General features: G+C 70.6%; 18 protein-coding genes. 6 read left to right on the top strand and 12 right to left on the bottom strand.

Going from position 1 to position 19,846, the window contains the following annotated elements; translation table 11 throughout:
* The first annotated feature begins 107 nt into the window (after positions 1 to 107).
* Positions 108 to 671 carry a GNAT family N-acetyltransferase gene (locus tag ACFWBD_RS32900; protein WP_385674953.1) on the top strand — a complete coding sequence of 188 codons (564 nt, stop codon included), beginning with the start codon at positions 108 to 110 and terminating at the stop codon, positions 669 to 671.
* Here the strand turns inward: ACFWBD_RS32900 and ACFWBD_RS32905 are convergent.
* The 9 genes from ACFWBD_RS32905 to ACFWBD_RS32945 form a co-directional block, all read right to left on the bottom strand.
* Positions 660 to 2,240, bottom strand: coding sequence for a type IV secretory system conjugative DNA transfer family protein (locus ACFWBD_RS32905; RefSeq protein WP_385674956.1), 1,581 nt, complete (start codon positions 2,238 to 2,240; stop codon positions 660 to 662). The two genes, ACFWBD_RS32900 and ACFWBD_RS32905, sit on opposite strands and share 12 nt — an antisense overlap.
* Positions 2,241 to 2,259: 19 nt before the next feature.
* A complete protein-coding gene (locus tag ACFWBD_RS32910; protein ID WP_351766832.1) occupies positions 2,260 to 3,690 on the bottom strand; it encodes an ATP-binding protein in 1,431 nt (476 codons plus the stop codon).
* A 14-nt stretch (positions 3,691 to 3,704) separates the two neighbouring features.
* Positions 3,705 to 5,264, bottom strand: a complete 1,560-nt coding sequence (locus ACFWBD_RS32915; RefSeq protein WP_385674959.1) for an SCO6880 family protein — start codon at positions 5,262 to 5,264, stop codon at positions 3,705 to 3,707.
* On the bottom strand, positions 5,261 to 6,595 hold the full coding sequence (locus ACFWBD_RS32920; protein ID WP_385674962.1) for a hypothetical protein: 1,335 nt from the start codon (positions 6,593 to 6,595) through the stop codon (positions 5,261 to 5,263). Before ACFWBD_RS32920 ends, ACFWBD_RS32915 begins: the two co-directional genes overlap by 4 nt.
* Positions 6,585 to 7,439 (bottom strand): hypothetical protein, encoded by an 855-nt coding sequence (locus tag ACFWBD_RS32925; RefSeq protein ID WP_385674965.1) that lies wholly within the window; start codon positions 7,437 to 7,439, stop codon positions 6,585 to 6,587. The genes ACFWBD_RS32920 and ACFWBD_RS32925 overlap by 11 nt, the downstream gene beginning before the upstream one ends.
* A 201-nt stretch (positions 7,440 to 7,640) precedes the next feature.
* Complete coding sequence (locus ACFWBD_RS32930) at positions 7,641 to 7,949, bottom strand: hypothetical protein (protein WP_003991275.1); 309 nt, start codon at positions 7,947 to 7,949, stop codon at positions 7,641 to 7,643.
* Positions 7,950 to 8,378: 429 nt separating this feature from the next.
* Positions 8,379 to 9,719 carry a peptidase S8 gene (locus ACFWBD_RS32935; RefSeq protein ID WP_385674968.1) on the bottom strand — a complete coding sequence of 447 codons (1,341 nt, stop codon included), beginning with the start codon at positions 9,717 to 9,719 and terminating at the stop codon, positions 8,379 to 8,381.
* Positions 9,720 to 10,203: 484 nt separating this feature from the next.
* The gene (locus ACFWBD_RS32940; RefSeq protein WP_385675099.1) at positions 10,204 to 11,481 is read right to left on the bottom strand and encodes a SpoIIE family protein phosphatase; all 1,278 of its coding nucleotides are present in this window, start codon (positions 11,479 to 11,481) and stop codon (positions 10,204 to 10,206) included.
* Complete coding sequence (locus tag ACFWBD_RS32945; protein ID WP_385674971.1) at positions 11,481 to 12,305, bottom strand: alpha/beta fold hydrolase; 825 nt, start codon at positions 12,303 to 12,305, stop codon at positions 11,481 to 11,483. Before ACFWBD_RS32945 ends, ACFWBD_RS32940 begins: the two co-directional genes overlap by 1 nt.
* 224 nt (positions 12,306 to 12,529) lie before the next feature.
* On the opposite strand from ACFWBD_RS32945, the gene ACFWBD_RS32950 reads away from it, so the two are divergent.
* Both ACFWBD_RS32950 and ACFWBD_RS32955 read left to right on the top strand, forming a co-directional pair.
* Entirely contained in the window at positions 12,530 to 13,753 is a 1,224-nt protein-coding gene (locus tag ACFWBD_RS32950) for a phosphatidylserine/phosphatidylglycerophosphate/cardiolipin synthase family protein (RefSeq protein WP_385674974.1), read from the top strand.
* Between the two features lie 119 nt (positions 13,754 to 13,872).
* A complete protein-coding gene (locus tag ACFWBD_RS32955) occupies positions 13,873 to 14,043 on the top strand; it encodes a hypothetical protein (RefSeq protein WP_028807375.1) in 171 nt (56 codons plus the stop codon).
* 65 nt (positions 14,044 to 14,108) lie between these two features.
* Here the strand turns inward: ACFWBD_RS32955 and ACFWBD_RS32960 are convergent, their stop codons facing one another.
* Positions 14,109 to 14,363: a DUF397 domain-containing protein gene (locus tag ACFWBD_RS32960; RefSeq protein WP_385674977.1), complete on the bottom strand. Its 255-nt coding sequence runs from the start codon at positions 14,361 to 14,363 to the stop codon at positions 14,109 to 14,111.
* Between the two features lie 116 nt (positions 14,364 to 14,479).
* On the opposite strand from ACFWBD_RS32960, the gene ACFWBD_RS32965 reads away from it, so the two are divergent.
* Positions 14,480 to 15,226, top strand: coding sequence for a trypsin-like peptidase domain-containing protein (locus ACFWBD_RS32965; protein ID WP_385674981.1), 747 nt, complete (start codon positions 14,480 to 14,482; stop codon positions 15,224 to 15,226).
* Positions 15,227 to 15,230: 4 nt separating this feature from the next.
* Here ACFWBD_RS32965 and ACFWBD_RS32970 read toward each other — a convergent pair whose 3' ends face one another.
* Complete coding sequence (locus tag ACFWBD_RS32970; protein ID WP_385675102.1) at positions 15,231 to 15,926, bottom strand: carbonic anhydrase; 696 nt, start codon at positions 15,924 to 15,926, stop codon at positions 15,231 to 15,233.
* A 306-nt stretch (positions 15,927 to 16,232) separates the two neighbouring features.
* Here ACFWBD_RS32970 and ACFWBD_RS32975 point away from each other — a divergent pair, with 306 nt between their 5' ends.
* Positions 16,233 to 17,240 carry an NlpC/P60 family protein gene (locus tag ACFWBD_RS32975; RefSeq protein ID WP_385674984.1) on the top strand — a complete coding sequence of 336 codons (1,008 nt, stop codon included), beginning with the start codon at positions 16,233 to 16,235 and terminating at the stop codon, positions 17,238 to 17,240.
* A 168-nt stretch (positions 17,241 to 17,408) separates the two neighbouring features.
* Positions 17,409 to 18,119 carry a phosphatase PAP2 family protein gene (locus ACFWBD_RS32980; protein ID WP_385674987.1) on the top strand — a complete coding sequence of 237 codons (711 nt, stop codon included), beginning with the start codon at positions 17,409 to 17,411 and terminating at the stop codon, positions 18,117 to 18,119.
* Between the two features lie 83 nt (positions 18,120 to 18,202).
* Here ACFWBD_RS32980 and ACFWBD_RS32985 read toward each other — a convergent pair whose 3' ends face one another.
* Positions 18,203 to 19,759 (bottom strand): FAD-binding oxidoreductase, encoded by a 1,557-nt coding sequence (locus ACFWBD_RS32985; protein WP_385674990.1) that lies wholly within the window; start codon positions 19,757 to 19,759, stop codon positions 18,203 to 18,205.
* Positions 19,760 to 19,846: the final 87 nt, after the last annotated feature.

Here is a 19,846-nt window from a genome sequence, read left to right on the forward strand (position 1 = left end):
GGTACTGCAGGGGGGACCCTGTGGGAGAGTAGGACACCGCCGAACAAATATTACGGGAAACCCCCGCACCTTATGGTGCGGGGGTTTTCTGCGTTACGGTGCTTTGCATGTACACGTATATGGTCCGGGCCGTACGGGCCGAAGAATGGGCCTCGGTGAAGGCTCTGCGGTTGCTCGCGCTCAGGGATCCGGCGGCGCCCATCGCCTTTCTTGAGACGTACGAGGTGGCTGCGGCGCGGCCCGACGCTTTCTGGCAGGAGCGGGCGGCCGGGGCGGCCGAGGGTTCTGCCGGCGTGCGGCAGTTCGTCGCCGAGGCGGAGGACGGGCAGTGGGCGGGGACGGTCACCATGCTCGTGGAGGAGGCGGGGACCGTCGACTGGGCCGGTTGCCCCGTGGAACGGCGGCAGGGGCACGTCGTCGGGGTCTATGTGCGGGACGAATGGCGTGGTGGCGGGATGACTCGCGCGCTCCTCGACACCGCCGTGGACTGGGCCTGGGGGCTGGGGCTCGAGCGGGTGCGGCTCATCGTCCACGAGAAGAATCTGCGGGCGCAGGGGGCGTACCGCAAAGCGGGGTTCCTGCCGAGCAGGCGGACCGTGCCGTCGGGGCAGGGCACCGGGGAGGCCGAGTTCGAGTTCGTCCTCGATCGTGCCGGGGCGTCAGACCGGTAGGTCGTGGTGCGGCCAGCGGGCCTTGGCCTGTTCGCGGGAACGGAGCAGGGCCAGGGTCGGCAGACCGCGGTCGGTGCCGGTGGCCAGGAGGTCCGGGAGCTGGGGGATGGGGGCCACGGCCGCCACATCGTCGAGGACCAGGGACATTGGTGGGTCGAGGCGACCGGAGGATGACCGTTCGGCCATGCGCCGGCCGCGCTCGACCACGCTGGAGACGAGGGCCGTCAGGAGCGGCATCGCGCCGGGACTGGTCCTGGGGTCCTCGATTGATTCACCGAGCACATAGAGACTTCCCCCTTCGTCCACGAAGGAATCCAAGGCGAGGGAGTCAGTTCGGTTGGGAGTGCACGCCTCGCGGATGTTGACCGTGGAGAGGGAGGAGAGGGCACGGGACGTCAGTTCCTGGGCGATGTCCCGGCGTTCGGGGTGGGCGGTGAGGGCGGCCTCGAGTTCGCCTGCCGCCCCCGGGGCGGCCTTGGGGTTGGTCCGGAGGGTGCGGACGGCTTCCTGGATTCCGGTGCCCTGGGACCAGCGGTGGACGTGGCGGATGGTGCGGCCGTCGATGGCCGCGGCGTGCAGGTAGCTGCGCAGGAGGGTTTCTGCGGTGTCGCTGACCGCCTGGTCGAGCCGTGAGGCGGGCCGGACGGGGGCGAGGAGCGCCGCCGCCCGAGAGGCGGCGGTCTGTCTGTCCTCGCAGCCCGTGGATGGGGACCAGTGGAGGCGGGCCGGGGTGTCGCAGAGGTGGCCGGGGTCGTAGAGGTGGACCGGGCCCAGTTTGGCTCGGGCGTCCTTGGTCTCCTGCCAGAGGGTGGGGCTGGAGGTGAGGATGAGGGCGGGGCCCTCGGCGTCGCGGATGGCCTGGGCCGCGGTCGCGTAGCGGGTTTCCGGCGGGACGTAGTGCGCCGCACCCTCGAAGCGGATGGCTTCCCAGCCGGCCGCCCGTTCACCTGGAGCGGCCGGAGACAGGACAGCGGGTACCGAGGGCTGCTGCGGCTGCTGCGACTGAGGGGACGGCGAGAGCGAGGCGTGTTGCGCGGCCGGCGTCGGCTGAAGGGTCTGCGTCGGCGCCGCAGCCGGCGATTCGACGTCCGTCCTGGGCCCGGTCTCGATCCGCTGGGTCGGCACCTCGTGGTGCGTCGGCGGCGTCACGGTCTCCTGAGCGGGCGTCGGTGACAGGCCCGCGCGTTTTCTCGCCCGTACCGCCCTCCAGCGGGCGAGTGTCCCCATCACGAACACCGTGAGGACGAGGAGGATCATCACCTGGCCGATGAACAGGCCCCAGAACAGTCCGTAGCCCGAGAAGTCCGCGGCCTCCGCTTCCGGCCAGGCGCCGGGGATGTCGTGGGGCTTCGCGATGAGGTGCCGCATGGCCAGCGGGGTGCGGGTGAAGGTGACGGCCGAGGGCCAGGCGCCGTGGGAGAAGAAGGCTGCCAGGCCGGTCGCCGTCCAGACCAGCAGGGTCATGCCGAGCAGGAACGCGAGTATGCCGACCAGCAGGCCGTCGGGGATGCCTCCCTGGCCGTGGCCGTGGCCGTGGCTGTCGCGGCGCTGCTCGTCTCCCGGTCTCATGGCGACCCCTTCTCCCGCGCTACGCCACCGTCGACTCGGACGAGCCGTCCAGGTCGGCCAGGTGCTGTTCCATGAAGGCCGCCGCTCGTCGTTCCTGTTCCAGTTCGGCGGCGAGCAGTGCGTCGTCGTCGGACATGGTGCGGTCGGTGGAGGACTCCGTCATCGCCCGGTCGGTGAAGACCAGTGGCCGTTCCGTCTCGGTGATCAGGTGTTTCACCACCTGCACATTGCCGTTGACGTCCCAGACCGCGATGCCCGGAGTGAGGGTGGGGATGATCTCCACCGCCCACCGTGGCAGGCCGATGACCCGGCCCGTCGCCCTCGCCTCGTCCGCCTTCTGGGCGTAGATCGTCCGTGTCGACGCCATCTTCAGGATGGCCGCGGCTTCCTTCGCCGCCGCTCCGTCCACGACGTCGGACAGGTGGTGGACGACCGCCACGAACGACAGGCCGAGGCGACGGCCGAACTTCAGCAGTCGCTGGAACAGCTGCGCCACGAAGGGGCTGTTGATGATGTGCCAGGCCTCCTCGACCAGGAAGATGCGCTTCTTCCGGTCGGGGCGGATCCAGGTGTGTTCCAGCCAGACCCCGACGATCGCCATCAGGATCGGCATGGCGATCGAGTTGCGGTCGATGTGGGACAGATCGAACACGATCAGCGGAGCGTCCAGGTCGATGCCCACTGTCGTGGGGCCGTCGAACATGCCCCTGAGGTCACCGTCGACCAGGCGGTCCAGGACCAGTGCCACGTCCAGGCCCCAGGCCCGTACGTCGTCTATGGCGACGTTCATCGCCTCCGCCGACTCCGGCTCGGGGTGGCGCAGCTGTTCGACGATGTCGGTCAGCACCGGCTGGCGTTCCACGATCGTCTCGTTGACGTAGGCGTGGGCGACCTTGAGCGCGAAACCGGAGCGCTCGTCCAGGCCGTGGCCCATCGCCACCTCGATGATGGTGCGCAGCAGCGCGAGCTGGCCGGTCGTGGTGATCGACGGGTCCAGCGGGTTGAGGCGGATGCCGTGGTCCAGGGCGGCCGTCGGGTCCAGGCGGATAGGAGTTATTCCCAGCGCCTGCGCGATGAGGTTCCATTCGCCGACGCCGTCCTCGCCCTGTGCGTCCAGGACGACGACCTGGCGGTCGCGGAAGCGCAGCTGCCGCAGGACGTAGGTCTTCTCCAGCGCCGACTTGCCGTTTCCGGACTCGCCCAGGACCAGCCAGTGCGGGGCGGGGAGCTGCTGGCCGTACAGCTGGAAGGGGTCGTAGATGTAGCCCTTTCCGGAGTAGACCTCGCGGCCGATGATGACGCCGGAGTCGCCGAGACCGGGAGCGGCCGTGGGCAGGTACACCGCCTGGGCCTGGCCCGTGGAGGTGCGTACCGGCAGCCGGGTCGTCTCGACCTTGCCGAAGAGGAAGGAGGTGAAGGCGTCCGTGAGGATGGACAGCGGATCCCGCATCAGCTCATCAGCCCCTACCTTCGGATTCCGGTGGCGAACGGGAGGGTGTTCACGAACGCCCGGTGATGCTCTCGGTCGCACCATTCGAGCTTGAGGTACGACTTGCCGGCCGACGCCCTGATCGTGCGTTTGTCGCGGGCGAGGGCCTCGGGATTGCGGGAGGAGACGGTGATGTAGCCGACCAGGTTCACGCCGGCCGCGCCGGACGCCAGGTCCTCGCCGCGCTGGTCGAGGCGGGAGTGGGCCGCCACGTCGCGTGGGTCGACGGTGCGGTTCATCTTGGCGGCGCGGCTAGCCTCGGCGTCGTCGTTCGTCTTCTCCGTCAGCATGCGTTCGATGGCGACCTCGGTGGGTTCGAGGTCCATGGTCACGGCGACGGTGCGGATGACGTCCGGGGTGTGGACGAGGAGCGGTGCCAGGAAGTTGACGCCCACCGGGGTCATCGGCCACTCCTTCACCCAGGCCGTGGCATGGCACCAGGGGGCACGGGTGGACGACTCGCGGGTCTTGGCCTGGAGGTACGTGGGCTCCATGGCGTCCAGTTCGGCCGGCCAGGCGTTGCGCTTCGTCATCGCCTGGATGTGGTCGATGGGGTGGTCCGGGTCGTACATGGAGTGGACGAGGGAGGACAGCCGGCCCTGGCCCAGGGGCTGGCGGACACGGATGTCCGCCTCCTGGAGGCGGGAGCAGATGTCCGTCAGCTCGCGGGCCATGACCACCGCGAGGCCCGCGTCCCGGTCCAGCTTGCGGCCCGACCGGGGGCGGGCGGCGCGGGCCATGGCGTGGGCCTCGGCGGCCAGTTCGCGGGTGTAGTGCATACAGGCGACGAGGTAGGCGCGGTGCTGCTCGCTGCTCGTGGACACCATGGACTGGAGCTGGTCGTAGGAGCGGGCCAGCCAGTCGGGGGACCTCTCGTCCCCGCGGACGGCGACGTCCTTGGCGTGCGCGTCGGGGTCGGCGGGGAGGGTGCGGGCGAGCATCTGAAGCCGGGTGACGAAGCCGTCGCCGTTGGCCACGTGCTTGAGGAGGGTGCCGAAGCGGTCGACCAGGGCCTCCTGGTCCTCGCTGTCGCGCAGGCCGACGCCCGGGCCCTCGATCTCGATGGCGGCCGTCACGGTACGGCGGTCGGCGTGCAGGAGAACGGCGATCTCGTCGGGGCCGAAGGGGGCGGCCAGCCAGCTGATGCGGCCGATCCCCGGGGGCGGGCCGATCTCGATCTCCTGGCCGTCGAGGCGGGTGCCCGCCTCCATGACCGTCGAGCGGTAGGCCGTGCCCCGGCGGAGGGTGCGCTTGTAACTGCGGTTGATCTCGAACCACTTGTAGAACGTGCGGCGCTTGTACGGCACGTAGACGGCGGCCAGCGCGATCATCGGGAAGCCGCTCAGCAGCACGATCCGCAGGGCGAGGACGGGGACGAGGAGGCCGCACATCATGCCGAGGAACGCGCCGACGACGATGAGCGCGATCTCGCCGGTCTCGCGGTTGCGGCCGACGATCGCGTTCGGCCGGGCGCGGCCGATCAGATATGTCCGGCGGGGCGTGATCGCGTGGGACACGTGGGAATCAGCCGTCAACGCCCTTCACCTCCCGTGCGGTTGTTGCTGCTGTTGCGGGTGTTGCTCGCGTGCGGGGTGTTGACCGGGCTGCTCGCGCGGGGGGCGGGTGCGGCGGAGGGAACAGATCCGCCGCCCCCGTTCGAGGTGCGCGAACTGTGCGCGGCGACTCCGCCGGAGGCGGGGTTGGAGGGGCGGGCGCCGGAGGATCCGGACTGGCCGCCGCCGTTGTTGTCCGCACGGGTGCTGTGCGTCTTGATGCCCTGGGCGACGAGGGTCGCCGGGGAGCTGATGACGGCCGCCGCCTTGCCCTCGGCGCCCTGCATGATGCGGTTGTTGCGGGAGCCCGCGATCTCGTCGCCGAAGCCGGGGACGAAGCGGTAGATCATCGCGCTGGCGAAGATGGCGAGCAGGATGATGGAGAGGCCGGAGACGACGGCGGAGAAGGCGTTCGGGCCGTCGGCGGAGGACAGCGCGCCGGCCAGGCCGAGCACTATCACGATGACCGGTTTGACCAGGATGACGGCGATCATGATGCCGGCCCAGCGGCGGACGTGACTCCACAGGTTCTTGTCGACCAGGCCCGCGTAGACGACCGTGCCGAGCAGGGCGCCCACGTAGAGGAGGGCGGCCCGGATGACGAGCTCCAGCCACAGCACTCCGGCCGCGAGGATCGACACCAGGGACACCACGATCAGCATGATCGGGCCGCCGCCGATGTCCTCGCCCTTGGAGAGGGCCGCGGAGAAGGTGCCGAAGAACGTGTCGGTCTGGTTGCCGGTGGTCTTCGCGAGGACGTCGGTGATGCCGTCCGTGGCGGAGACGACGGTGTAGAGGATGAGAGGGGTGAAGGCGGAGGCCAGGACGGTCAGCCAGAGGAAGCCGACGGCTTCGCCGATGGCGGTGGTGAGGGGAACTCCGCGCACCGCCCTCTTGGCGACGGCCAGCAGCCACAGCAGGAGGGTCAGGACGGTCGAGGCGGCGAAGACGACGGCGTACTGCTTGAGGAACCGCTCGTTGGTGAAGTCGACGTTCGCGGTGTCCTTGACGGCCTCGCTGAGCTTGTCGACGGTCCAGGACGCGGCGTCGGCACAGCCCTTGGCGAGGGAGGAGAGGGGGTCGAGGGTGTCGGAGACGCCGGGGTTGGTGGTGGAGGAGGGGTTCTCGCCCTTTTCGCAGTAGTCCCTGGCGGGGCCCCGGATGAGTTCGCTGCACGCACTTTCACTCGACGAGGCGGAGGGGGACGGGCTGGGCGTCGGCGCGGCGAAAGCACGGGTGGCCGTCAGCACCGCGGTCGTCTGAACGGCGGCCAGGGCGGCCGTCACCTTGAGGGAGAGGTGCTTAGCGCGCATAGGTGAACCCTCCGAACTCCTCAACGGCCTTCGTCATGTCGTCGGCGGTGGAGGCCTGCTGATCGCGCCCGACCGGGACGGGCCCGTCCTTCTGCTGGAAGTCGGTGACCTTCCAGTCGTTGTTGGTCCATCGGAGCTGGTAGGTGGTGGTGAACCAGCTCTCGGAGACGGGGTTGGTCGAGGCTTCGCCCGACAGGCCGAAGAGCGAGGTGTACCAGACCTCGACGGTGGCGTTGCTCGCGCTGGATGCCGTGACCTTGGTGCCGACGGGGATGACCCGGGACACGAAGGCCTGGCCGTCCGGGGCGGTGCCGTCCTTGTCGAGCCCGATGTTGCCGAGGAACGTCGCACTCGAGTACGCGGTGTCCAGCGCGGCCTGTTTGGAGACTGCGATGTCGGGCGCATACACGGTGTCGACGATCTGGTGCCGCAGGTCCGTGAGGAACATGTCCGCCGAGCCCAGGGCCACGGCGTAGTTGGCCGCAGAGCTCTGAGCACCTTGCGCATCGTGCGCGTACCCCGTCGGGATGCCGCCCGTCTTCGTGTTCACCGGCTTGGTTCCGGTGGCTGCCGTGCTCGTCGCGTCCGGCTTGTCGGCGGTCGGGCCGTCGGCCGGGGTCGACGAGGGATCGTCTCCTCCGCGGTTCGCGAAGGCGATCGCCGCGATGAGGAGGACGACGACGCCGACCACCGTGACCAGGCTCCGGGAGGACGAGCGGCCGCCGCCTCTGCGGGCACCGCCGTAGGGGTCGTTCTCGGGCAGCCGGAGGCGGGTCCGGCCGTACCCGTGCCCGTCGTCGGAGCGCGCGGATTCGCCGTAGTCGTGTTCGTCGCCGGGAGTCATGCCGCGTAGGCCCCCTCGCTGCCGTACCGGGACACGTACAAGTACGACGGTAGCCGTGCTGGTTCCCGCGCGGGCGCGGTGTGGTGACTCGACATCAGGGACATCAGGGAAACGCAACCTCAGCCGGTGGGCACGACAGGTGGGTGGGGGTGGTGGGCCGGGCGTGCCCGGACGGGACTGGGGGTGGTGCGGAGGCCGCGGCTACACGGCCATGCCGTACACGATGGTGAACAGCGTCCCGAGGGAGCCGATGATGAAGACCCCCGTCAGCCCGGCGATGATGAGGCCCTTGCCCTGTTCCGCACTGAAGGTGTCCCGCAGGGCGGTCGCGCCGATGCGCTGCTTGGCCGCGCCCCAGATGGCGATGCCGAGGCAGAGGAGGATGGCGACCGCCATCACGACCTCGATCATCACCTTGGCCTCGTTGCCCAGGCTGCCGAAGGGCCCCCAGTCCGGAGCGATCCCGCCGATGATGGTGTTGATGTCGCCCTTGTCGGCCGCAAACAGCATGTAAGTCACCGCCCCTGGTGGGTAGTTCCGCGGAGCCTCCGCGGGTGTGCAGAGGTCACGCCTCATTCTCGCCGACAAAGTCGCCGTCGTATGTCGACTTGGCGCCATTGACGGACCGGATTCGTACGAATAGCTCGTATGGTCACTCTGTGTATCACGGCAGGTCACGCCGGGCAATGAGGCCGGAGCGGAACCTGTGGTGTGGTTCCGTCGTTAGCCCACTTCACGGCCCGCGCCGTTTCTGACGGCTGGTCGGGTGAGCGTACGTTTCGATGTTCTCACGACGTGGCGCACACCGGGCATGGCGAACGGGCCGCGGCTGGATGCCGAGGCCCGTTCGCCCTTTCACCACGTGTGGCCCCCACGGCCCACGGTGGCTGTTCTGTTGTGGCCGGCGTGGTTGTTCGTGGCCGTTCCGCTGACGACGGGTCAGCCGGTGAAGGCGTCCGTGCCCTCCGGGGTGCCGAGGCCGGTGGGGCCGTCGTAGCCGGACTTGGCGGTGCAGAGGTAGGCGGTGCTGCTGGAGCAGGTGCCGTTGCTGCCGCTGGTGACGTCGTTCAGGGCGGAGGTGCCGGCGGCCGCGTAGGGGTAGGAGGCCGGGTAGTCGCTGCTGCCGGGGGTGCCGGCGAGGGCGTAGACCGCGGCGATGACGGGCGCGGAGGCGCTGGTGCCGCCGAAGGTGTACCAGCCGGCGGTGACGCCGTAGGAGTCGTAGACCGAGACGCCGGTCGCGGGGTCGGCCACGGCCGAGACGTCGGAGACGGTGCGCTTGGCGCACCCGGTGTCGGTCTGCCAGGTCGGCTTGGCGTCGTAGGCGGAGCAGCCGGAGCCGGTGCCCTCGGTGGAACTGGTGTTCCAGACCTTCTCGGTCCAGCCGCGGGTCGTGGAGGACGTGGACAGGGCGGTGCCGCCGACGGACGTCACGTACTTGGAGGCGGCCGGGTATTCGGCGCCGTAGCCCTCGTCGCCCGCGCTGACGGTGATGGCGACGCCCGCGTGCTTGAAGTACGAGGTGTCGTACGACGTGTCCGAGGAGGACTCCGAGCCGCCGTAGCTGTTGGAGACGAACTTCGCGCCCAGGGTGACGGCCTCGTTCACGGCCTTGCCGAGGTTGGCCATGGACGAGGAGGTGGCCTCGACGAGCAGGATGCTGCAGTTCGGGCAGACCGCGCTGACCATGTCGAGGTCGAGGGACTCCTCCTCGGCCCAGCCGCTGTCGGCGCCGGGGAGGGAGGTGGTGGAGCCGCTCTGGCTCACCTTCTTGAAGCAGCCGTTGGCGACCGTGCAGGCGGGCAGGCCGTAGTACGTGCGGTACTTGGCGAGGTCGGCGGCGGCGTTCGGGTCGTCGTAGGCGTCGACGACGGCGATGGTCTCGCCGGAGCCGTTGTCCGAGGCGGCGTCGGTCAGGCCGTAGGCGTCCTGGAGGTCGGAGGGGCCGTAGCCGGTGGGGCTCGCGGCGGCATCCTTCGGGGTGACCTTGGCGGTCTTGCCGGTCTCGGCGGCGCGTTCCTTCTGGAAGGCCGTGGTGCCGCCGGTCACGCGGAAGGAGTGGCAGGCCAGGTCGCCTTTGTGCCGGGGGGTGGCGCAGGGGGTGGCCGCCCAAGTGACCTTGGGGGGCGAGGCCTTGGGGGTGATCGTGGGTGCCGCGCTCGCGTGGGCCGCGGTGCCGAATCCGGCGAGCACGAGGGCGGCGGCGCCGAGGGCCGAGGCGCCGATGCGGCGCCATCTGCCGGATATGGCGGCGGAGTCGGGGGAAGTCGTCGTACGCAACGGACAGCTCCTGAAGACGGGGTGACAGGGGCGGTGCGGGTGGGGGGTGGTGCGTGCCACCGGTACGTGGTCCCCGGTGGCGGGCGGCGGCCCGCCGACGACTGTTCCCTTGTTGAGTACGCGACAACAAGACGGGTGGCGGAATCCTGACTTCCGCCTTACTGAAGGGGGTTCGGGGATTGCTGATCAATGGCGGGCGGATGGTCCGGCGATGGACGGCGCTTGACCTCGGGCCCGCCGGGTCGCCCTCTTCCGCGCGGACGCCCTCCGGAGCCGGGGCACGGCACGGGCGAGACTGACGCTGTCACGGCCGGGGCGTGGGGACGCGGGGGACGGGTGCGGATTTCGGCGTGGTCGCCTCAGGGACGTGACACGGGGCGTGGCATGGGGCGTGGCGGGGGACGTGACACGGGGCGCGGGGCGGTGCGGGTCCGGGCGGCTTCGGCTGCCTGCGCGGTGGCCCGGGTGTGGGTGGTGAGCCGACTTACCGCTGCTCTTCGCCGGCAGGCGGGGGCACGCTGATGGCGAGGACGGCGGTGTCGTCGTCGACGCCGGCGCCGAAGGTGTCGAGCAGGTCGCGGATCGCGGCGACGGCGCCGGTCGCGGTGGTGGGCGCGAGAGCCTGGGCGAAGTCGAGGAGCGCTTCGTCCCCGTAGCGGTCGTCGTCGCTGTTCGCGGCTGTGTGGGCTTCGGTGAGGCCGTCGGTGTGCAGCAGCAGGGTGTCGCCCGCCTCGAGGTGGACGGTCCTGGTGGCGATGTGGGCGTCGGGCAGAACCCCGATGAGCTGTCCGCCGGGGGTGTCCAGGGGGTCGGCGCTTCCGTCCGCCCGCAGGAGCAGGGCCGGGGGGTGGCCGCCGCCGGCCAGGGTGACGCGGAAGCCGCCGTGGTCGGTGTCGGGGGTGAGCAGCCCGAAGATGACGGTGCAGAACCGGGGGTCGTCGCCGTTGTACTCGTGGTTGAGGACGGTGTTGAGGTTGCTCAGGACGGCGGCCGGGTCAGGGTCGTAGACGGCGGCGGCACGCAGGGTGTAGCGGGCCAGGGAGGTGACGGCCGCCGCCGCGGCGCCCTTGCCGCACACGTCGCCGAGGAACAGCCCCCACGTCCCCGCGGCGAGCGGGAAGAGGTCGTAGAAGTCGCCGCCGACCTTGTCGGGCGAGGCGATGTGGTAGTACGCGTCCACGTCCAGTCCTGGCACACTCACCAGCGCCGGAGGCAGCAGGGTCTGCTGCAGGGTGGCGTTGAGGCGCTTGAGCTCCTCGCGTTCGCGTTCCGCCTCCTGCCGGGCGCGCAGCAGTTCGGTCTCGTAGGCGCGCCGGTCGAGGGCGTCGAAGACGGTGGTGCGGATCAGCATGGGCTGCCCGTCACTGCCGGACTTGACCGTGGACGTGACCAGCACGGGCAGCCGGCTGCCGTCCGCCGCCTTGAGCTCCAGGGCGATCCCGCTGATCTCGCCCTGCATGCGCAGCAGCGGGCCGAAGTGGGTCTCGTGGTAGAGACGGCCCCCTACGGTGAGCAGGTCGGAGAAGGTCCTGCGGCCCACCAGATCGCCGCGGGCGTAGCCGAGCCAGTCCAGCAGGGTCGTGTTGATCTTTGCGATCGTGCCGTCCAGCAGGGTGGAGAGGAAGCCGCACGGCGCGTGCTCGTACAGGTCCTCGGCACTGTCCTCGAGCAGCGGGGAGGACACCGTCCGGCCGTCGCGCGGCTGCTTCTCGGGGCGCGGCTGTCCGCCGCTCTCGCCGTCTCCGTCGCCGGCCCCGGACATCATCGCAGGGCTCTGACGAAGTCGATGATCGCGGCAGCCGTTTCCTCCGGTGCGGCGAGCTGGGGGCAGTGGCCGGTCGCGTCCAGGGTGACCAGCCGGCTTCCGGGGATGCGGGACTGCACGAAGACTCCCACCTCCGGGGGCGCTATCGCATCGCTGGAGCACTGCGCGACCAGTGTGGGAACAGTGACCTCGGCGAGGTCGTCGCGGTTGTCGGACAGGAACGTCACCCGGGCGAAGACGCGGGCGATCTCCGGGTCGGTGCGGCAGAAGCTGTTGGTCAGTTCCGCACCCAGTTCCGGGCGCTCGGGATTGCCCATGATGGCCGGGGCCATGGTGCCTGACCAGCCCAGATAGTTCGCGTCCAGCGATCCCAGGAGTTCATCGATGTCCTCGGCGCTGAACCCGCCGCGGTAGCCGGTGGCCGGATCGTCGATGAAACACGGCGACGGGGCGAGCAGCACCAGACCGGCGAACGCCTCCGGCTCCCGGGCCGCGGCCAGCACGCCCATCATCGCGCTCACCGAGTGCCCCACGAACGTCACGGGGCCGAGCGCCAGCTCATGGGAGATCTCCAGCACGTCCTCGGCGTAGCCCCCCACCGTGGCGTAGCGCTCCTCGCTCCACGCCGACAGATCGGAGCGCCCGGCTCCCACATGGTCGAAGGCCACCACGGTGAAGTCGCGTTCCAGGAGCGGCACCACCAGACGCCACATGTTCTGGTCGCAGCCGAATCCGTGCGCCAGCATCACGACCGGGCCTCCGGCGTGGCCGGACACCGTCACGTGGTTCCTGCTCCGCACGGTCGTACGACGCACAGTCATACGTCACATTCTCGCAGAGCGCTCCTTTCGCGGCCGGTAACGGCAAACGCCCTCGTCTCACGCCGGGCGTGCGGATCGTCACCGAGGGTGAGGGGGGTCGGTGGGCGGGTGGACGCCGCGCCCGGGCGGGCTGTGGTGCCGGAGTAAAGTCTGCTCGCCGCGTCCCGTGCCGGACCGGGCAGCGCGGCTCCTTTGTCTTCTGTGGGCGCCGGCCAGGTGACGTCATGACCAGTACGCAGGACCGGCCCGAGCTGACCGCCTCCGCCGCCGACGCGTCGGCACCGGAGCGGGTCCAGGAGCGCGCCGCACGGATACGGCGCCGCCTGGAGCGGCTGATCGGCAATCCGGCGACCGAGGGCAACGCACTCACCGCCCTGCGCAACGGGGACGAGATCTTTCCGGCGATGCTGGAGGCCATCCGGTCCGCCGAGCACACCGTGGACATGATGACGTTCGTGTACTGGAGGGGAGACATCGCCCGCGAGTTCGCGCGGGCGCTGGCCGACCGGTCCCGGGACGGCGTGCGGGTGCGGCTGCTGCTGGACGGGTTCGGCAGCCGGCTGATCGAGAAGGAACTGCTGGCGGAGATGGAGCGGGCCGGGGTGCAGGTGGCCTGGTTCCGCAGACCGCTGACCCTGTCGCCCTTCAAGCAGAACCACCGCTGCCACCGCAAGGTCCTCGTCGTGGACGAGCAGACGGCGTTCACCGGCGGGGTCGGCATCGCCGAGGAGTGGTGCGGCAACGCCCGCAACGAGCGGGAGTGGCGCGACACCCATGTGGAGGTCCGTGGGCCGGCCGTGGACGGCGTGGCCGCCGCCTTCGCGCAGAACTGGGCCGAATGCCACGACGAGCTCTTCGACGACTGCGACCGGTTCGTCCCGCACCGTCCGCAGGGCGACGCGGTGGTGCAGGTGGTGCGCGGGTCGGCCAGCTTCGGCTGGCAGGACATGCAGACCCTGATCCGGGTGATGCTGGAGTCGGCCGAGGACCGCTTCCGGCTGGCCACCGCCTACTTCTCACCGGACGTCTTCTTCATCGAACTGCTGTGCGCCACCGCCCGGCGGGGCGTGGAGGTGGAGATCCTGCTGCCCGGCCCGCACACCGACAAGCGGGTCTGCCAGCTGGCCGGCCAGCACTACTACGAGGACCTCACCGCCTGTGGCGTGAAGATCTACCAGTACCAGCCGACGATGATGCACGCCAAGGTCATCACCGTCGACGGCGTCGCCGCGCTGGTGGGTTCGACCAACTTCAACCGCAGGTCCCTGGACCACGACGAGGAGATCATGCTCGCCGTGCTGGACCAGGAGTTCACGGCCACGCTCGACGGCCACTTCGACGAGGACCTGAAGTCCGCCGCGCTGATCCGGGAGGGGCGCTGGAAGCGGCGTTCCGCGCTGCAGCGGGCACGAGAGGTCGCCGTCCTGCCCATCCGCCGCTTTCTGTGACTCCGGCCAGCCGTATTTCGGGCGATCCGTATTCCCGGGAATCTCGCGCATATGCATTCAAGATTTGAGGGCGTGAAGGGGATTTCGGGGGGCACATGATTCATCGGAGGTTGATAATCATGGTTCCCCTGCTTGTTGTTCTGCTTCTCGCCCTGATCCTTTTCGGTGCCGGGTTCGCCCTCAAGGCCCTGTGGTGGATAGCCGTCATCGTTCTGGCGGTCTGGCTGGTGGGCTTCGTGGTCCGACCCGCCGGACACGGCGGCCGCAAGGGCCGCTGGTACCGCTGGTAGGCGGAAAACCGGCACGAAGGGCCCCGTCGGCCATTGCCCGCGGGGCCCTTCGGTATGCCGACGCGCTATTCGTTCCCGTCGTTTTCCAGTACGCCCTCGACGAAGTGGTCGAATTCGCCCGCCTGGACGCCCAGTACGAACGCGTCCCACTTTCTTCGGTTCGTCGTGACGACGTTCCCCGGGTCGCTGGTCACGCGGAGATGGACGGGAGCCTCGCCGTCGTCTCCCTCGCCGAAGGCGATCTCGATCCAGGGGCCGGGTCCGGTCGCGTCCGGCGGGGCGGCGCGGGTCCAGATGAGGTCGGAGGGGATGTCAGCCACCTGCCCACGGTAGACCCCGCCACGGAGGAAAGGTGCCGGGGGCGGAGTGCGGGTAGCGTCGTGGGGGAATCATGCGTCTGACGTTTCTCTCACCTTCGTGGGACACAGTGAACCCGATGAAGCGAAACGCCCTGCTCGGTGCGGTCGTGCTGCTGGCCGTCACCTCCGCCTCCGAGGCGGCCGCCGACGGTGGGCCCGGGCCCCTGGGGGTGACGGCCGTCGCGGCGTCCACGGCGCAGTCCGCGCGGGTCGGCGCGCTGTTCACCGCCGCCGACGCCGCGGCCGGGAAACTCGCCGGTGAACACTTCTGCACCGCCTCCGTCGTGCACAGTCCGCACCACGACCTCGTCGTCACCGCCGCGCACTGCCTCGGCGAGGGGGGCGAGCTGGCCTTCGCCCCCGGTTACCGGGACGGCGAGGCCCCCCACGGGTTCTGGCGGGTCGAGCGGGTCTTCCTGCCCGACGGGTGGGCGCAGGGGCAGGACGAGGACAGCGATGTGGCGTTCGCCGTCCTCGAAGGGCGGGGCGGTGAGGACGTCGAGGACCTGGTCGGCGGCAACCGGCTCGCCACGCGTACGACCACCGGGGCGACCGCCGTGACCGTCACCGGCTATCCCGACTCCGTCGAGGTGCCGGTCCGCTGCGCGAACCGGCCCACCGCCCACAACTCCACCCAGCAGCGCATCGACTGCCCCGACCTCACCGGCGGGACCAGCGGCAGCCCCTGGGTGAACGGCGACGGGGAGGTGGTCGGCGTCCTCGGCGGGCACGAACAGGGCGGGGCGACGGCCGACATCTCGTACAGCGTGGTCCTGGGGCCGGAGGCCGCGGAGCTCTACCGGGACGCGGCCTCCGACCCCTGAGGCGTCACGCGATGCGGTGGACGAGCTGGGTGGTCAGTTCGTAGCGCGCGCCGACGACGGCCAGTTCGCCGGCGGAGATCTTCGCGGCGAGGTCGGGTTCGGCGGCGAGGCGGGAGCGGACGGCTCGTATGTTGGCGTCGATGGTCGAGTCGACGCGGGCGTCGCCCTCCTTCGAGCGGTCGATGTACGGGGTGATCCGGTCGGCCAGGTACTGGATGTGGTCGGGGAGCCGCGTGCCGGTGAGGTCCGCCTGGACGGCCGCCTTCACGGCGCCGCACGACTGGTGGCCGAGGACCACGACCAGGGGTATGTCCAGTTCGAGCACGCCGTACGCGACGCTGCCGAGCACGGCCTCGTCGAGGACCTCGCCCGCGCTCCTGACGGTCATCAGATCGCCCAGGCCCTGGTCGAAGACCAGCTCGGGCGGCACCCGGGAGTCGATGCAGCCGAGGACGAGGGCGAACGGCTGCTGACCTGCCGTCAGGCCGGCCCGGACGGACGGTGTTTCGTCCGGGTGCCGCTCGCGGAAGGTGCGCCAGCGGCGGTTGCCGGCCGCCAGTTCCCGCAAGGCCTCCTCGGCCGTGCCGGGGCGGGGCGTGGTGCGGGGGCCGGCGCCGGGCGTGGGGGTAGGGGTGGGGGTGGCGGCGGACGCGTGGGCGGTGCCGAGGGCCGCGCCGCCCAGGGCCACGGCCCCGGCCATGCCACCGCGCAGCAGGGCGCGGCGGGCGGTGGTGGGGGAGGTGTCTTCGGTGATCACGGGAGGGAACGTATGTCCGAGCCCCGACCCCGGTGCCCGCGTTGCCCGATCATGGCGACGGATGGGGAATCCGAGGCCGGCCGATGGCGGGTGCTTGGGCTGTCCCATGCCCGCCCTTTGCACGACCCGTTGGGCGCGCCCCGGCGGTGACTCGCGCAGAAGTCGGGCCCGACGCTGTTCGCGATCACCCCGTGGCGCGGGAGCCGCCTCTACACTGTCGGGGGCGGACTCCCGGGCGGCGAGGGGCGGTTGACGGTGCGTAAGGCGTGGATCGTGGCGACCGCTGCCGTCAGTGCCGGCGCCGCCTTCATGATGGCGCTCGTCATCGGGGTGTACCTCGTCGGCGGGAGCGCCACGAACGGGGTGGGCGGTGCGGGCAGGGCACTGGCCAAGGGCGCCGTGCCCGCCGCCTACCAGACGCTCGTGCAGAAGTGGGGCAACCTGTGCTCCGCCATCAGCCCCGCGCTGCTCGCCGCCCAGCTCTACCAGGAGAGCGGGTTCAACCCGAGGGCGCAGAGCGCCGCCGCCGCGCAGGGGATAGCGCAGTTCATCCCGGGCACCTGGGCCACGCACGGCATCGACGGCGACGGTGACGGCGACCGCGACGTCTGGGACCCGAATGACGCGATCCCGTCGGCCGCGTCGTACGACTGCCAGCTCGCCTCGTACGTCAAGGACGTCCCCGGGGACGCCACGAACAACATGCTGGCCTCGTACAACGCAGGGGCCTACGCGGTCATCAGGTACGGGGGTGTGCCGCCGTACAAGGAGACCCAGAACTACGTGAAGACGATCACGACTCTGGCGGAGTCCTTCGCCGCACCGGTCAGCCGGGTGGATCCGTCGGAGCAGGCCGCGGGGGCCATCTACTACGCCCAGAAGAAGCTCGGCACGCCCTATCTCTGGGGCGGCAACGGCACGGCTGACCAGGGCGGACGGTTCGACTGCTCCGGGCTGTCCAAGGCCGCGTACGAGAGCGTCGGGATCACGCTGCCGCGGGTCGCCAACGACCAGTACAACGCGGGGCCGCATCCGCAGCGCAGCGAGCTGCTGCCGGGGGACCTGGTGTTCTTCTCCACCGATCCGAACAACTCGCGGGCCATCCACCACGTGGGGATCTACGTGGGGGGCGGGTACATGATCAACGCGCCCTACACCGGGGCCGTCATCCGGTTCGACCCCATCGACACGGCCGAGTACTTCGGGGCCACGCGCGTCACCGAAGATGGCGCGAAAGCGCTCCCCACGAGCGTCTGAAGGATCTCCGTACCTGGCCCCTGAGCTGCGGCGATCTATCTCTCTTCGATAACGTCTGAGTGATCATTCAGTGGAGAGTGGAACGTATCAACCGGGGCCGTGCGTTCCTGTTGGAGCGGGCGCATGTGAGGTGCGCCGAGCAGAACACGACGAAGGGGCCGCAGCACCATGGCTGGACTCGCCGAATCCGGGTCGAACCCCGACGTCGACCTGCTCTATGACATCAACGGGCTCGCCAAGGACGCTCCGCACTGGCTCGACCGGACCGTCGAGTTCGTGGGCGAGTACGGACTGCTCCTCGCCATGCTGCTGCTGATCGTGTGGTGCTGGTGGGGGGTCAGACGGCGGCCCGGCGGGGCCGAGGAGGCCGCGTCCTCCGTCGCCGCCCTGATCTGGGCGCCGCTCGCCGCCGGCGTCGCCGTGCTGGTGAACGTGCCCATACGGGGATTCGTGGAGCGGCCCCGGCCCTTTCTCGATCATCAGGGGCTGGAGGTGCTCGTCTCCGGCAAGACCGACTTCTCCTTCGTGAGCGACCACGCCACCCTCACGATGGCCATGGCCGTCGGGCTGTTCGTCGCCCACCGCAGGTTCGGGCTCGCCGGGATAGGGATCGCCCTGCTCGAGGGGTTCTGCCGGATCTTCATGGGGGTGCACTATCCGACGGACGTCGTCGGCGGGTTCGCGCTCGGCACCGCGGTGGCTCTGCTGCTGTCGCCCGTCGCCTCCATGCTGCTCACCCCCGTGCTGAAGGCCGTCGACCGGTCGCCCCGGGCCGGCTGGGTCGTGCGCAGCCGGGCCGCCCGGACCGGGCAGCGGGACGGGCTCGTCCCCGGGGCGCGGACCGAGGTCGCCGCCGAGGAGCGGGACCTCGCGGCCTAGAGCGGTACGCCGGAGGCCTGGGGACAGCTGAAGAAGCCGCGGTACGCCGGAGGCCTGGGGACAGCTGAAGAAGCCGCGGTACGTCAGAGGGCTTGGGGATAGCTGAAGAAGCCGTTCGGGTCGTACTGCCTCTTCAGCTGGGTCAGGCGCGCGAGCGCGTCGCCGTAGTACGCCTTGCGCCAGTTCGTCAGGGTCGGGTCCGCGTAGTTCTGGTAGGCCGCGCCCGAGGCGTACGGGGCCATCGCCTTGTGGGCCGTGTTCAGCCAGGACTGGGCCGCCGTCCCCGCCGTGCCGGCCCGCCAGGCCCCGATGTACTGCGCCAGCATGCGCGAGCGGCGGTGGACGAACGCCGTGGCCGTGGGCGAGACCCGGTTCACCGCGCCGCCCAGCGCGGTGAGGGCGATGCTGCCCGAGCCGCCCTGGACCGACGCCATCTGCTTGAGGAGGGTCTGGATGCCCGCCGCCGAGAGCGAGACGTCGAAGAAGTCCGAGCGGGCCGCGTACGTCTCCCGGCCCAGCGCGCCCTGCGGGGAGCGGCCCGGCGTCGAGCCCGGCAGATGGCACTGGGCGTCGGAGGAGAACGACGAGCAGCCGGCGTAGATCTCCATCGCCGCCTCGTAGGTACGGCGGCGGAGGGAGACGTTCGTCGCGGGGGCGCCGACCCGGTCCGCGAGGCGGGCGACCGCGTTCTGGAGCTGGCCGTAGGTGCCGATGCAGAACGCGGCGACGGAGATGGTGGGGGTGCCGCCGGTGGCGTTCGCCAGGTGGAGGGAGGACCAGATCTCGTCGGGCTGGGACGGGCCCCACTCCTGCCAGGCCTTCACCACCGCGGCCGCCTTCGACCAGGGCCAGGTGAGGTAGCCCGTCACCGCCTGGGGCGCGGGGTGGGTCCTGAACTCCAACTCCGTGACGATGCCGAAGTTGCCGTTGCCGGCTCCGCGCAGGGCCCAGAACAGGTCCTTGTTCGTCGTCGCGTCGGCGGTGAGCTGCTTGCCGTCCGCGGTGATGATCGTGGCCCGGGTGAGGCTGTCGCAGGTCAGGCCGTAGGCGCGGGAGACGACGCCGTGGCCGCCGCCCAGCACCAGGCCGGAGACGCCGACCGTCGGGCAGGAGCCCGCCGGGATCGTCACGCCCTTCGCGGCGAGTGCCCGGTAGACGTCGATCAGCTTCGAACCCGCGCCGACCACGGCCGAAGTGCCGCTCGCCCGGACCCGGTTCAGCCTGGAGACGTCGACGATCAGCCGGCCGTCGCCCGAGGACCAGCCGCCGTAGGAGTGGCCGCCGTTGCGGATCGCGGCCTTGATCTTGTGGGCGCGGGCGTACGCCAGGACCGTGCGGATGTCGTCGGCGTGGGCGACGTACGCCACCGCCGCCGGCTTGAGGCTGTCGAAGCGGGTGTTGTAGAGCTGGCGGGCCGCGGCCCAGGAGGCCTCGCCGGGGCGGACCAGGGTGCCGTCGAGGTCGCGGGCGAGCGCGGCCCAGTTGGCGGGGGCGGCGACGCTGGTCGTGGTCAGGGGGGCCGTCTTGCTGTCCCCGGTGGCGGAGGCGGAGGCGCCCGCGCTGCCGCCGTTCGCCTTGCACGCGGTCGCTGCCGTCGCGACCCCGACCGTGCCGCCCGCGATGAACGTACGCCGTTCCATGTCCTTGCGCCTTCCCTCGGCCGCCCGTCGGCTGCATGCCGCCTCGTGGAGCGAGACGGGGTCATGGGATCACAGGTTCCAGCAGGG

It is taken from the genome of Streptomyces sp. NPDC060002, assembly GCF_042737245.1.
Taxonomy (GTDB): domain Bacteria; phylum Actinomycetota; class Actinomycetes; order Streptomycetales; family Streptomycetaceae; genus Streptomyces.